Origin of the sequence: Geopsychrobacter electrodiphilus DSM 16401, assembly GCF_000384395.1 — a bacterium.
GTDB lineage: Bacteria > Desulfobacterota > Desulfuromonadia > Desulfuromonadales > Geopsychrobacteraceae > Geopsychrobacter > Geopsychrobacter electrodiphilus.
In genome coordinates, this window is record NZ_ARWE01000001.1 from 3,426,432 (window position 1) to 3,439,145 (window position 12,714).

The 12,714-nt window shown below is 56.3% G+C and carries 12 protein-coding genes; 7 read left to right on the forward strand and 5 right to left on the reverse strand.

Going from position 1 to position 12,714, the window contains the following annotated elements:
- Positions 1-72 precede the first annotated feature (72 nt).
- Both D888_RS0116185 and D888_RS0116190 read right to left on the reverse strand, forming a co-directional pair.
- Positions 73-1,776, reverse strand: a complete 1,704-nt coding sequence (locus tag D888_RS0116185) for a sigma 54-interacting transcriptional regulator (RefSeq protein WP_020677617.1) — start codon at positions 1,774-1,776, stop codon at positions 73-75.
- Between the two features lie 126 nt (positions 1,777-1,902).
- Positions 1,903-2,724, reverse strand: a complete 822-nt coding sequence (locus tag D888_RS0116190; RefSeq protein ID WP_245555020.1) for a C40 family peptidase — start codon at positions 2,722-2,724, stop codon at positions 1,903-1,905.
- 208 nt (positions 2,725-2,932) lie between these two features.
- Here D888_RS0116190 and D888_RS0116195 point away from each other — a divergent pair, with 208 nt between their 5' ends.
- On the forward strand, positions 2,933-3,337 hold the full coding sequence (locus D888_RS0116195) for a thiol-disulfide oxidoreductase DCC family protein (RefSeq protein WP_026362445.1): 405 nt from the start codon (positions 2,933-2,935) through the stop codon (positions 3,335-3,337).
- A gap of 55 nt (positions 3,338-3,392) precedes the next feature.
- Complete coding sequence (locus D888_RS0116200; RefSeq protein WP_020677620.1) at positions 3,393-3,863, forward strand: RT0821/Lpp0805 family surface protein; 471 nt, start codon at positions 3,393-3,395, stop codon at positions 3,861-3,863.
- 15 nt (positions 3,864-3,878) lie between these two features.
- Here D888_RS0116200 and D888_RS0116205 read toward each other — a convergent pair whose 3' ends face one another.
- Positions 3,879-4,310: a hypothetical protein gene (locus D888_RS0116205; protein ID WP_020677621.1), complete on the reverse strand. Its 432-nt coding sequence runs from the start codon at positions 4,308-4,310 to the stop codon at positions 3,879-3,881.
- A 147-nt stretch (positions 4,311-4,457) separates the two neighbouring features.
- Between D888_RS0116205 and D888_RS0116210 the strand changes: the two genes are divergently transcribed.
- The 3 genes from D888_RS0116210 to D888_RS0116220 all read left to right on the forward strand — a co-directional run bounded on the left by D888_RS0116210 (position 4,458) and on the right by D888_RS0116220 (position 7,993).
- Complete coding sequence (locus tag D888_RS0116210; protein ID WP_020677622.1) at positions 4,458-6,092, forward strand: ABC-F family ATP-binding cassette domain-containing protein; 1,635 nt, start codon at positions 4,458-4,460, stop codon at positions 6,090-6,092.
- A 212-nt stretch (positions 6,093-6,304) separates the two neighbouring features.
- Positions 6,305-7,384, forward strand: a complete 1,080-nt coding sequence (locus D888_RS0116215; RefSeq protein WP_020677623.1) for an ATP-binding protein — start codon at positions 6,305-6,307, stop codon at positions 7,382-7,384.
- Positions 7,385-7,510: 126 nt separating this feature from the next.
- A complete protein-coding gene (locus tag D888_RS0116220) occupies positions 7,511-7,993 on the forward strand; it encodes a ferritin-like domain-containing protein (protein WP_020677624.1) in 483 nt (160 codons plus the stop codon).
- Positions 7,994-8,068: 75 nt separating this feature from the next.
- On the opposite strand, the gene ilvB is transcribed toward D888_RS0116220, so the two are convergent.
- Positions 8,069-9,940, reverse strand: coding sequence for a biosynthetic-type acetolactate synthase large subunit (gene ilvB / locus D888_RS0116225; RefSeq protein ID WP_020677625.1), 1,872 nt, complete (start codon positions 9,938-9,940; stop codon positions 8,069-8,071).
- Between the two features lie 268 nt (positions 9,941-10,208).
- Here ilvB and D888_RS0116230 point away from each other — a divergent pair, with 268 nt between their 5' ends.
- Positions 10,209-11,528, forward strand: a complete 1,320-nt coding sequence (locus D888_RS0116230) for an NfeD family protein (protein WP_020677626.1) — start codon at positions 10,209-10,211, stop codon at positions 11,526-11,528.
- Positions 11,529-11,687: 159 nt separating this feature from the next.
- Entirely contained in the window at positions 11,688-12,500 is an 813-nt protein-coding gene (locus D888_RS0116235) for a slipin family protein (RefSeq protein WP_020677627.1), read from the forward strand.
- Here D888_RS0116235 and D888_RS0116240 read toward each other — a convergent pair.
- Complete coding sequence (locus D888_RS0116240) at positions 12,467-12,712, reverse strand: CDGSH iron-sulfur domain-containing protein (RefSeq protein WP_020677628.1); 246 nt, start codon at positions 12,710-12,712, stop codon at positions 12,467-12,469. The two genes, D888_RS0116235 and D888_RS0116240, sit on opposite strands and share 34 nt — an antisense overlap.
- Positions 12,713-12,714 lie beyond the last annotated feature (2 nt).

Genomic DNA, 12,714 nt, shown 5'->3' on the forward strand with positions numbered 1-12,714 from the left:
GGGCAAAAAGGAGCTGAAATCTGGGCCAAACAGTCGGATTTGCAGCCAGCTCATGGATAGTCCAGCAGGCTCCTAGACCAGACCCGCATTCTTCATACGGCGCCACAGGGTCGTGCGACTGATCCCAAGCGCATCAGCTGCCGCACTTTTTTGCCAGCGACAACGCTCAAGGACCTGCTGCAACTCGCGCTGCTCACCCCCTTCAGAGTCATCGGCAATATTTGTCGCTTTGGTTATATATCCCTGCATCTGAACCGGCAGGAAGCGGCGTTCGATTCGCCCTGAAGTACTGGTGACATAGGCATGTTCCACCGCATTTTCAAGTTCCCGCACATTTCCAGGCCAATTGTATTCCATCATCAGCGCCATGGCGCGGGTTGAAATTTCCTGGATTCGCTCGCCGCGGGCATTAAATTTTTCGATAAAGAACTCCACCAACAACGGAATATCTTCTTTCCGCTCCCGCAAGGGCGGAAGATGCAGCGGAACGACACACAGTCGATAGTAAAGGTCCTCACGAAAAAGCCCCTGTGCGACCTCTTTGCGCAGATCCTTGTTGGTCGCCGCGATCACTCGCACATCCGCCTTAAGGGTCTTGACCCCACCGACACGCTCAAATTCACGTTCTTGCACAGCGCGTAACAGCTTGGCTTGCAAGGCGAAGGAGGTATCTCCGATCTCGTCCAGAAACAGTGTGCCGCCCTCAGCCAGTTCAAAACGCCCCGGCTTGTCACGAATCGCCCCGGTAAAGGCTCCCCTGTCATGGCCAAACAGTTCGCTTTCAAGCAAACTGTCGGTCAATGCGGCACAGTTGACCCGCACAAAAGGCTTATTCCGGCGTTCGGAACGGTAGTGAATGGTCCGTGCCATAATCTCTTTGCCGGTGCCGCTCTCACCTTGAATCAGCACCGTTGCCTCGGTGGCGGCCACATTGTCCGCCAGCTCAAAGAGCTCGGCCATCGTCTTGCTTTTGCCGACAAAATCACTAAAAGAGAGACTATCCCCTAAACGTTTTTTTAGTTTTTCAACCTCGGACCGATCGCGCACAATCCCGATACAACCGCTGATCTTTCCATCGGAATCTCGTAACAGGTCGGAAGAGATAAAGGCAGGGATGTTGCCACCGACCCGACTGACAAGAGTGGCGCGACAATTTTGAATCGGTTTCTCATTCTCAAGCGTCCAGCGCAGCGGACAATCGACGTCACACACGCTGGTTTTCAGAACGTCGCGACAACAGGCACCAAGAACTTCCTCCTCTGCAAAGCCGGTCATCCGCTCAAGGCTGCGCGAAAAGGCCGTAATCCGCATGGAAGTATCAACCGTATAAATACCGTCAGCGATTGAATTGACCAGTGCCTTCGAACGCTCCGTCTCAGCCTGCAGACTCGCCTGTTTCTTTTGCAGACGGGCCGACATTTCATGAATCACCGGCGCCTGACGAAAGGATTCCAGCAGTGCCACACAAGAGCCCTCATCCCCGAAGAGCGGCGTCAACTCGACGATCAAAGGCAGACCGTCCCCGATCCCTTCCGTTTCCAGACGATGCAGACCTTTCCCCTGTTTGACAATTTCGGCGAGGGGGCCACTCTCGGACAGAACCGAAAACCCCGTCGCCTCATCCGCATGCCGACCGCGCAACGACGCCTCATCAGCCTGAAACAAGCTACAGGCCTGCTTGTTAGCCGCGAGCACCATCCCCTGCAGGTCAAGAAGGAGTGCTGCTTGCGGGAGTTGTTCAAACAGCTTGCGATCACCCAGAAAAGGGAGGGACATAGCCAATTCCTATTTTTAATTAATATATATGATATTTAATATCTTACAGAGCCCAGGAATTCAGGTCAACAGAAATTTGCGCCGGGCAAACGCAGCCCTGAATCGACAGGCCCGGGGCCACTTCCTTCACAAATAACTTCGCCCGCCAACGTAGGCATTTGACCAGTATTTTGAGGAGAGGTTCGCGAGTCGCACCGTCTTGCCAGTCCGCGGCGCATGAATAAATTGGCCAGCACCGGCATAAATTCCGACATGCGTCACCCGATTACCACCGTGGGTCGCAAAAAAGACCAGATCCCCTTTCTGCAGTTGAGCCATGGAAATCTTAACCCCTTTGTCGTATTGAGCTCTTGAATTCCGTGGCAGATTTAAACCATTAATACGATAGCAGACCAGGGTCAGTCCGCTGCAATCAAAACCCCGCTGGGTCTCCCCCCCCCATAGATAGGGGACGCCGATAAATTTACGCGCGGTCCTCACCAGTTCATCCCGTAAACTTCCGCGACCGCTCCGCCTGATTTGCGCCGCGGGATAACTTTCCGGGATCACGACAAAAAAACGCGCGATCACCCCCTTGCGCTGCAACAGTTCCGCCTGTCCCCGGGCGGCAGGGTATTGCGCATAATTTCCAAAACGAACTTTGTACAGGTTATCAGAATCACGAAAATAGTAGGCATCAAGCCCTTTGGCCTCAAGCTCCTTTTCAAATCTCGCAGCATTCTGAACCTCCGAAAAGGCCCCGACCTGAATGCTGAATTGCATCGTTTCCAGTGTGGTGGTCTCTCCTGCGGCAGGCTGCGTGACAATCAGCCCGGCTATCGGATCGCCCGAACCCGTCACATCCCCCGGCGGAGATAATAAAATGGATGATGGCCCACAGCCTGGCAACAGCAATAGAAAACAAAATAAAAAACAACAAGCAGTGAGGGCCCATTGAGACCGCAACATCAAAATTCTCCACGTTATAATGGTCCCGGGTCGCACTTGACAGCTCCGGGCAACAGCAAAAATCTGAAGCCTTTGCCCATACTACCTTGCAACTTACCTCAGGCCAACACTCGGATCAGCGAAATTGAGCCCGCAGGAAAAATATTACCCGATCTGGCTCCTGCAGGGACTTACAACCTCTGATATGATGTCGGTCAAGGAGGTCGTCATGACAAACAGCTCGAAGTTTCCGCTGCAGGTCTTCTACGACGGCAGTTGCGGAGTGTGCAGCCGCGAAATGATGATCTACCAGCGGCGTGAGTGCACAGACCGCCTGCATTTTATCGATATCAGCGCCCCCGACTTCAACGCCGCCGAGCATGGGCGCAGCCGCGCTCAGTTTATACAAGAATTGCATGTCCGCGATTCAGCAGGGGAGTTCCATACCGGCGTGGCCGCGTTTAGCCAAATCTGGAGTGCCTTTCCCGACTCACCGCTCTACAGCCTGCTCGAATGGACGGTCGGTCTGCCGGGAATTCACCAGGCCGCCGACCTCGGCTACGCCACCTTCGCCAAATTCCGGCACCTGTTGCCTAAAACTGACTGTCGCGACGGCAGTTGTGGATTACACTGATATTAATTGGTATGCTGAAACTCGACGGACTATTGACCAGCAGAGGAGAGTTACAATGAAGAAATCAATAATCGCCCTTTCACTTTTCACCATGATTATAGCTGGTTGCGTCTCGCAACCGGGCCAGAGAGAACAGATGGGAACATTGTTGGGCGCCGGGACTGGCGCCCTGGTTGGCTCCCAAATGGGGAGTGGCACGGGACGCCTGGTGGCCGTCGCCATCGGCACCCTGGCGGGCGCCCTGATCGGGCAGGATGTGGGACGCACCCTGGATGCGGCCGACCGCATGGCAATGGAGCAGAATGCCCAATATGCGCTGGAGCATGCACCGACCAACGCCGCGACCCCCTGGCGCAATCCCGATTCTGGCAACAGCGGGAATATCATCCCGATTGAAACCTACAAGGCCAAAACCGGAGAATACTGCCGGGAATACCAACAGACCGTCAGGATTGGTGGCGAGGTGCAGAAAGCCTACGGCACCGCCTGCCGTCAGCCTGACGGGAGCTGGAAGATTATTCGCTGACAGCGCACCGAAAATTTAACTTTTGAGGCGTTGGGTCCGCTCACGCCGCGCGGCGAAATCGAACTCGTGGCTCATGCGCCAGACCAGCCGCAACCGTCTGGTTGAGGTCCGCACCTGTCCAAGCCACATGGCGATCCCGGCACACGCAAAGAGGACGCCATGTGGCGCGACATAGCTGAAACCAGAGTTGCGCCCGACAAGGCCAGCCCCCATATCCAGCAGAACTCCCGCCAACAGGGTGTACACCCCCAAGCGCAATGCCAGTTTGACGATCAATCCGGGACGAATCAGGCCGGTGGCGTTTTTATTGACCAGCGTTTTCCAACGCCAGGCAAAGAGTCCATGCACGCAATAGCCGAGTCCCAACAGGCTATCCAAGCCGCGCAGCAATAAATAACCAGCAGCCAAGCCCCAGAACAGCGCTACAACGTACAGAGTGAGAGTCATTATTCGCCTGTGTAAAAAGAGAGAAAAACGGAGTCAAAGTACCCCGCAACGTTCTCTCCGTCCAGCTTTTCCGATAAAATCCTTGCCGCCTGCCAATCCGACATGTTAACAGAGCGGGACTTTTCAGCTAGTGGAGGAGATTCCCGAATGATCCATCTGACCAATATCAAAAAACAACACGGCGCGCAGGTGCTGTTCAATAATGCCAGTTTTCAGATCCTTCCCGGCAGTCGCAGCGGCATGGTCGGACCGAACGGCGCCGGCAAATCGACCATCTTCCGCCTGATCACCGGCGAAGAAGAGGTGGATGCGGGGGAGATCAACTGCGGCAAGAAGGTAGTCATCGGCTACTTTTCGCAGGATGTCGGCGAGATGTCGGGCCGCTCGGCGCTGGCCGAAGTTATGGCGGCATCAGCCGAGGTGATGAACCTCGGGGAACAGATCTCGAGCATGGAACAACAGATGTGCGAACCCCTTGAAGATGAGGCCCTCGCCAGCCTGCTCGAACGCTACGGCGATGCCCAACAAGAATTTGAACACCGCGGCGGGTACGATCTCGAACCCCGCGCGCAGGCGGTTTTAACCGGCCTGGGCATTGGCCCCGATGCCTATGATCGACCGGTCGAGAGCTTCAGCGGCGGCTGGAAGATGCGCATCGCACTGGCACAAATATTGACCCTTAATCCCGACGTGCTGCTGCTCGATGAGCCGACAAATCACCTGGATGTCGAATCGATCGTCTGGCTGGAAAACTGGCTGGCGACTGACTACAAGGGGGCCCTGCTCATGACCAGTCACGACCGCGACTTCATGAATCGCCTGGTCACGCGCATCGTCGAGGTCGCCGGACAGACAATCACCACCTACGGCGGCAACTACGATTTTTATTTGCGTGAACGCGAAATCCGCCGCGAACAGCTGATTGCCAGCCACCGCCGGCAACAGGAGATGCTCTCCAAAGAAGAAGAGTTTATCGCGCGCTTCGCCGCCCGCGCCTCCCATGCCGCCCAGGTCCAGTCGAGGGTCAAAAAGCTGGAGAAGATCGAACGGATCGAGATCCCGGCTGATGAAAAGCAGATCCGCTTCACCTTCAATGCCCCGCCGCGCAGCGGCGATGATGTCGTCGCCTTCGACCGCCTGGCCAAAAGCTGGCCCCTCCCTGAAGGTGGCGAAAAGCCCGTGTTCAGCGGTATCAGCGGCATGATTCAGCGCGGCAACAAGATCGCCGTCACCGGGATCAACGGTGCGGGGAAGTCAACCTTTCTCAAAGCCCTGGCGGGTCTGACCGAGCCGACCAGCGGCAGCGTCACCCTGGGCGCCAACGTCGAACTCGGTTATTTCAGCCAGCACTCGATGGAGCTCCTCGATCCGAAAAAAACCGTCTTCGAGACCCTGCAATATACCCTGCCCCAGGCGTCCATCGGCGTGATTCGCAACCTGGCCGCCGCCTTTCTGTTTCGCGGCGATGATGTCGAGAAACGGGCCGACCGGCTCTCCGGCGGCGAAAAGAGTCGTCTGGTCATCGCTACCCTGCTCGCGCGACCCATCAACCTGCTGATCTTTGACGAGCCGACCAACCACCTGGATATTCAATCCCGCGAAGTCCTGCTCGACGCCCTGCAGAACTTTGCCGGTACCGTCATCCTCGTCAGCCACGACCGTCACTTTCTCCGTTGCCTGGTCGATCGCGTCTTCGAAATCGACCATGGCCAGATGCAGATCTACGATGGAGAGTACGAATACTATCTGCATAAAACCGGGCGGGAACATGCCGCGGTTTAAATACTCATGAGCTAGAAACGCGGCAGCTTTTGTGATCGAAGGGTCCACTCCGCGCATCCCTGGAAGACCTCAAATAAAAATGGCCGGCCTCTAAACAGGTGGGCCATTTTTATTTTCCACCAATATGATGCTACTATTTACTATCAGGTCGGGGTGAATTCACATGAGGGAAGCCAAAGATTAGTTCATCTCCACATCCGAGGACAGGACTGATGACACTATCGACAGGGCAGGACTCAGCACATCGCCAACTGGTTGAGAGCGAAGAGCATTATCGCAATCTCGTCGAACTCGCAGTCGATGCCATTTTTATGGGTGACGCTCAGGGGAAGATTATTGGCGCCAACCAGAGCGCCGTCAGCTTGACAGGCTACAGTCTTGATGAACTGCTCGGCATGAGCCTCGGCGAATTGTTCAGCGCGGAAGAGCGGGACAGGGTCCCGCTGCGCTACGACCTGCTTAAGGCCGGCCAGATTGTGCAGAGCGAAAGGATGCTGACCCGCAAAGATGGAGGCCTGGTCGCTATCGGCATGAACAGCCGCATGATGCCCGATGGCACCCATCACACCTTCATCCGCGACATTACCGAACGCAAAGCCGACGAAACCCGGATGCTCGCCCTGATCCGTGAGCTGGAGGCCTTCACCTTCACCGCGTCACATGACCTGCGGACCCCGCTCTCCTCCATCCTCATGGCAACAGAAATCCTCGAAAGCCGCTGCAAACAGACCCTCGACGCACCAGAGCACAGCCTGTTGCAGATGATTGCAAATTCAACCCGCGAGATGCTGACCCTGGTCGATAATCTGCTCCTTCTCGCCCGCGCCGAGAGCCCCCTGCGGCCATCTCAACCTGTCGACAGCAATAAAGTTCTCGCCGAGGTGATTGACAGCCTCAGCCTGCGCCTGGAGACCACCGGGGTCGCAATAAAACAAGATCCGGTCCCTGACCTTAAGATCCCTGAAACCTTCATCAGCCAGATATTTCACAACCTGATCGGAAACGCCCTGAACTACGCTGGGCGAAAAGGGGAAACCATCGAAGTCAGCGGGCGGCAACAGGGGAACAGGGTGCGGCTTTACGTGCGGGACCATGGTCCGGGGATTCCAGCTAAAGAGCACGGTCGAATTTTTGAGCTCTTTTATCGCGGCGAGAACGCAAGTGAACAGGTCGGATCCGGTCTGGGGCTGGCAATTATTGCGAAGATCGCCCGCGCCTTTAATGGCCAGGCCTGGGCTGAGGAGACCCCCGGTGGTGGCGCTACCTTCTGTGTCGAACTCGAAAACACCTGACTCCGTTAGCCCGGACCGGGGCTTCAGTCGGCCCTCCCCTTGATTTCCGCCTGCCAACACAGTAGATTGAGGGCTCTCTCCTTCCTCTGCATTCTTGCCTGTAGCCCCTGACCAAGGAATCAATAAATGCCTACGGCGAGTACCAGTATCACGACTTTAGCTGCGGTTATCGACCTGGTTATCTCCCTGGAAAAATATGGTCGCGATTTTTACGCCCAGGCCAGCGAGATGGCCTCTGAACCAGAGTGCAAAGCATTCTTCTCATGGCTGGTAGAGCAAGAGGATGACCACCATAAAACCTATCTGACCCTAAAAAAGCAGACGCTGAATGTCGACCTTCCGCAGGAGAAACTGCTTGGCGGGTATGGCCAATTTATCGAAATGCTGGTCAGGGAAGTGACTGAGAACCTGATCGTCAGTGCGAACCCGACGCTTGACGATGCCATCGCCAAGTCCTTGCTCTTCGAGGAGAGCGTGGTGCGTTATTTTGAAAAAGTGAAGATCCTTTTCCCTGCAGAACAGGCCCGGGTTATCGAAGAGATCTGTGCCGAAGAGCGCAAGCATATCGACGCCATCCTGGAGTACACCGCACACTTCGAGGTCAGTTGATCCGCCGTCATTCTTAAGAGGCCGATCCCGGCCACTCTCCCGACTTGAGCCCCCAGTCCCGCCTCGCTGGCGCTTTTAGATATTACTCCCCTGGGTCGCACTGGAATTTTTGGGCAGATCCGCATCGCTCATGATGATATCGCGATAGGTCCCGCCGGCCGGGATCATCGGATAGATGTTCTCCTCGCCCTTGACGATAATATCGAGCAGGAAGGGTTCGTCAGGGTTGGCGAGCATCCGGGCAAATGCAGCGGGAAGTTCCTCTTTAAGCGAAACCCGCTCGGCCTTGACCCGATAGCCTTCGGCGATGGCGATGAAGTTCGGGTAGATATCCCTCTCATCCCCCCCCTTGACCATGCAGGGATCCGACAGATCGGTCCCGGAGCGATGGCCATCGTAGATCATGTCCTGCCACTGACGCACCATCCCCAGCCATTGATTGTTGATGACAACCACCTTGACCCCGATTCCGTAACGATGGCAGACAGCCAGCTCATGAATCGTCATATTCAATGAGCCGTCGCCATCGATATCGATCACCAATCGCTCGGGACAACCGACCTTGGCCCCGATGGCAGCCGGAAGCCCGTAACCCATGGTACCGAACCCTGAACTGCTCAGAAACGAACGGGTCTGCCGACTGCGGTAATGCTGCATAGCCCACATCTGATGTTGACCAACTCCCAGACTTACAATCGCTTCACCATCGGTCAAGTCACTCAGTTGAGAGATCGCATATTGCGGCGTGATCTCTTCGCTCGCGGGAACCTGAAACGGAAATTTGGTGCGCAGATCAGTCAAATACCCCAGCCACGCAGTGTGATCAGACGATTCAACGATCTCGATCAGTTGACTCATGGCAGGCCGCAGGTTAGCGCAGATAGGCAGGGTGACCGGTTTATTTTTATTCAGCTCGTCGCGATCAATGTCGATATGAATAATCTTGCCATGCTTGATAAATTCGCTGACATTCCCGGTGACCCGGTCATCAAAACGTACCCCCAGGGCCAGCACCAGATCGGCCTCGTTGACCGCCACGTTGGCGTATTTGCTGCCATGCATGCCCAGAATATCGAGCGCCAGATGGTGCCCGGGCGGAAAAGCGCCATGGCCCATCAGGGTGGTGGTCACCGGGCAACAGAAGTGCTCTGCCAATGCGAGCAGTTCATCCTGACTGTTGGAGCTGACCACGCCGCCGCCGGCGTAGATGACTGGCCGCCGGGCTTCGCGCATCAGGCGCCGACACTCTTCCAGCTGAGTTTCGCTGATCCCGCCAATAACCGCTTCCGGCGCCTCAATCACGGCCGGCATGCGCGGTGGCGCATAATTCCCTTCCGGATCGCGCGGGTACTGCTGCTGAATATCCTTGGGGATATCGATCAGCACCGGGCCCGGCCTGCTCCCGCCAGCCAGCGCAAATGCCTCGCGGACAATTTCGGGGATATCTGTGACCTTTTTGACCAGGGTACTTTTTTTGGTCACAGGACGGGTGATGCTGACGATATCCACCTCCTGGAAGGCATTTTTCCCCAGCAGGTGCGAGGGGACATTGCCGCAAATCGCGACAATCGGGATCGAATCGCTGTACGCATCGGCGATCCCGGTCACCATGTTGGTCGCGCCGGGGCCCGAGGTCGACAGGCAGACACCGACCTTCCCCGTCGCCCGCGCATACCCCTGGGCAGCATGCACCGCCCCCTGTTCATGTTCAGTGCGAATGCAGCGAATATCAAATTCACGGAGTACATCGAAAATTTCCAGATTGGCTCCCCCCGGATAACCGAAGATTGTGTCCACCTTCTCCAGTTGGAGACATTTGGCCAGCAGTTGCGCGCCGCGCAACGCTTTTTCGCGTTGTTCCGGGCAGATCTCGCGCAGCGGACCTCCGGTTACGGTGCCAACATTCTGGTAGGTGACATTGTCATGCGGACTTGTCGTCTTGTTCATAGGAGCGAACCTTCTCTGGATTGAGGGGCAAATTCAGACAGGGTTCACTATTGCGCATTCCGCCGATCTGAGTCCACTGATTCCGAGCAAAACACCACTCCCCCCCCCCACACACGCATTAAAAGCCCCTCTATCTCAATGCGTATCTCAATATATTGTCCATTTCTGACGCCGGAGACAATTTCGAGGTAAAATGTAAGTCTAGGCTGCTCTGATCCTATCCCCGTCAAAAGGAGGTTTTTTATTCTGCCTCCGAAAGGTAAAGCGAATGAGGCGCTGCCTGCTGTTGATCGTCAGTCTTCTGGTTTTTTTCACTCTCGTCCCCCTCGGCGCCGAGCAGTCTACGGCTACGCCGATCATCGCTCAACTGACCATCGACTCTGCCATCAATCCGATTGTCGCTAAATTTATCAGTGAACAGATCATCGCCGCCAACGCACGTAAGGACAGGGCGCTGCTCATTGAACTGAGCACCCCCGGCGGCCTCGACAGCGCGATGCGCGAGATCATTCGGGCCGAGCTCAACTCCAGCATTCCGATCATCGTCTACGTCGCCCCAGCAGGGGCACGAGCCGCTTCGGCCGGAACGCTCATTACCCTGGCCGCCGATTTCGCCGCCATGGCTCCCGGAACCAACATCGGCGCCGCGCATCCGGTTTCCATCGGGGGCGGGGTGCAGCAAGACAAGACCATGGAAGCGAAACTGGTCAACGACGCCGCGGCCTACGCGCGCAGCCTGGCTCTGCAGCGCGGACGCAACCTTGACTGGGCTGAAAAAGCGGTGCGCGAAAGCATCTCATCATCGGCACAGGAAGCCCTGGACCAGCGGGTCATTGATCTAATCGCCGCCGACACCGGCGAACTGCAGAAAAAGTTGAATGGCCGCACCTACCTGCGCCAGGGACAGAAGCTCACCCTGACTACCACCGAGGCTCCCCTCATGAAGATCGAAATGAACTGGCGCCTGCAGATCCTCAGCGCGCTCAGCAACCCGACCTTCGCCTACATGCTGATGATGCTCGGCATGCTCGGCATCTTTTTTGAGATCGCCCAGCCGGGCGTCATCCTGCCGGGTGTGGTCGGGACCATCAGCATACTCCTCGCGTTCTTCGCCTTTTCGACTCTGCCGATCAACTACGTCGGGCTGTTGCTGATTTTGCTGGCGGTGGTGATGTTCATTCTGGAGGTCAAGGTCCCCTCCTACGGCATGCTCACCGTCGGCGGCATCATCGCCATGGCCTTCGGCTCATTGATGCTGATCGACAGCAGTCAACCCTATCTGCAGATCTCCAAAGCTGTTATTGCCGCGACCGTAGGGGTCAGCGCCGGATTCATCCTGTTTGCCAGCTGGATGGTCATACGCACCCAGAGCCGTCCGATCGCTTATGGACAGGAAGGGATGATCGGCGAGCACGGCAGGGCCGAGAGCGATATTCACGACGCGGGGGAGGTGTTTGTGCATGGCGAGCGCTGGCGAGCGCGCTCGGATATAGAGATCAAAGCCGGTACCGAAGTCGAAGTCGTCAAACTTTTGGACGGTCTGGTGCTTGAAGTGCGTGCAACAAATGACAACCCAAAAGTTAGCTGAAGTTTCAGCCGGTTCGCGACCAGGCCCGGGATCCGGGCTGCAGCTGTCGTCGGAGGAAAGTTAAGTGGCAACGTTGGACGCAGGCAATAGCTGCAGCCCGGATGCTCCCCACGGAGAGACGGAAGGTTCCCGGCTAACATCTAATAAAGGAGGCATAATATGTTCGGATTGGGATTAAGCTTGGCTTGGCCGATTGGCGTTCTCTTTCTGGTGGTTATTCTCGCCTCCGCAATCCGCGTTTTGTGGGAATATGAACGCGGCGTGATGTTTCGCCTTGGACGTTTCTCCTGCGTCAAGGGCCCAGGGCTGATTTTTATGATTCCGCTGGTTGACCGCATGGTCAAGGTCAGCATGCGCACCGTCGCGATGGATGTTCCACCGCAAGATGTCATCACCCGCGACAATGTGTCAGTTAAGGTTAATGCGGTGCTTTATTTTCGCGTGGTACATCCCGACAAGGCGCTGATCGAGGTCGAAGAGTATCTCTACGCTACCAGCCAACTGGCGCAGACCTCGCTGCGCAGCGTGCTCGGCCAGGTCGAACTGGATGAGCTGCTTTCACAGCGCGACAAGATCAATAAAAACCTGCAAGAGTTGCTCGACCGCCAGACCGACCCCTGGGGGGTCAAGATCTCCAACGTCGAGATCAAGCATGTGGATCTGCCCATCGAAATGCAGCGCGCCATGGCCCGTCAGGCCGAAGCCGAGCGCGAGCGGCGCTCCAAGATCATCCACGCCGAAGGGGAATCCCAGGCCGCGGCCAACCTGGCCAAGGCAGCCCAACTGCTTTCGACCGAATCGGGCGCCCTGCAGCTGCGTTTTCTGCAGACACTGACCGAAATCGCCGCGGAGAAGAACTCGACCATCCTCTTCCCGTTGCCGATGGAACTGATTACGCCGTTTCTTGACAAAGCGAAACAGACGAAAGAGTTGAAACCTCAATCCACCGGCAGTTCAACCCCGCAGGTCTGATCGCAAAAAGGCTGCTTTCCAGTATTGCCACAGCTGCACAAATAGACCTTGCGCCGCTCTTTAATTTCAAATCGGATCGGCAATTCTCCGCCGCGATGGTTGCCATCACAAAAAGGGAGGTTTTTCGAGCCGCCGCAGACGCAGCGAAAATAGGTGCCCGGCTCAAGGGTGAGGGCAATCGGCATACCGGCATCAGTGTTAGGTTTGGTCATGG

Excerpts from the sequence above, each read along its gene's own strand:
- D888_RS0116185 (WP_020677617.1), bottom strand. The coding sequence starts at position 1,776 with ATGTCCCTCCCTTTTCTGGGTGATCGCAAGCTGTTTGAACAACTCCCG.
- D888_RS0116190 (WP_245555020.1), bottom strand. The coding sequence starts at position 2,724 with ATGTTGCGGTCTCAATGGGCCCTCACTGCTTGTTGTTTTTTATTTTGT.
- D888_RS0116195 (WP_026362445.1), top strand. The coding sequence starts at position 2,933 with ATGACAAACAGCTCGAAGTTTCCGCTGCAGGTCTTCTACGACGGCAGT.
- D888_RS0116200 (WP_020677620.1), top strand. The coding sequence starts at position 3,393 with ATGAAGAAATCAATAATCGCCCTTTCACTTTTCACCATGATTATAGCT.
- D888_RS0116205 (WP_020677621.1), bottom strand. The coding sequence starts at position 4,310 with ATGACTCTCACTCTGTACGTTGTAGCGCTGTTCTGGGGCTTGGCTGCT.
- D888_RS0116210 (WP_020677622.1), top strand. The coding sequence starts at position 4,458 with ATGATCCATCTGACCAATATCAAAAAACAACACGGCGCGCAGGTGCTG.
- D888_RS0116215 (WP_020677623.1), top strand. The coding sequence starts at position 6,305 with ATGACACTATCGACAGGGCAGGACTCAGCACATCGCCAACTGGTTGAG.
- D888_RS0116220 (WP_020677624.1), top strand. The coding sequence starts at position 7,511 with ATGCCTACGGCGAGTACCAGTATCACGACTTTAGCTGCGGTTATCGAC.
- ilvB (WP_020677625.1), bottom strand. The coding sequence starts at position 9,940 with ATGAACAAGACGACAAGTCCGCATGACAATGTCACCTACCAGAATGTT.
- D888_RS0116230 (WP_020677626.1), top strand. The coding sequence starts at position 10,209 with ATGAGGCGCTGCCTGCTGTTGATCGTCAGTCTTCTGGTTTTTTTCACT.
- D888_RS0116235 (WP_020677627.1), top strand. The coding sequence starts at position 11,688 with ATGTTCGGATTGGGATTAAGCTTGGCTTGGCCGATTGGCGTTCTCTTT.
- D888_RS0116240 (WP_020677628.1), bottom strand. The coding sequence starts at position 12,712 with ATGACCAAACCTAACACTGATGCCGGTATGCCGATTGCCCTCACCCTT.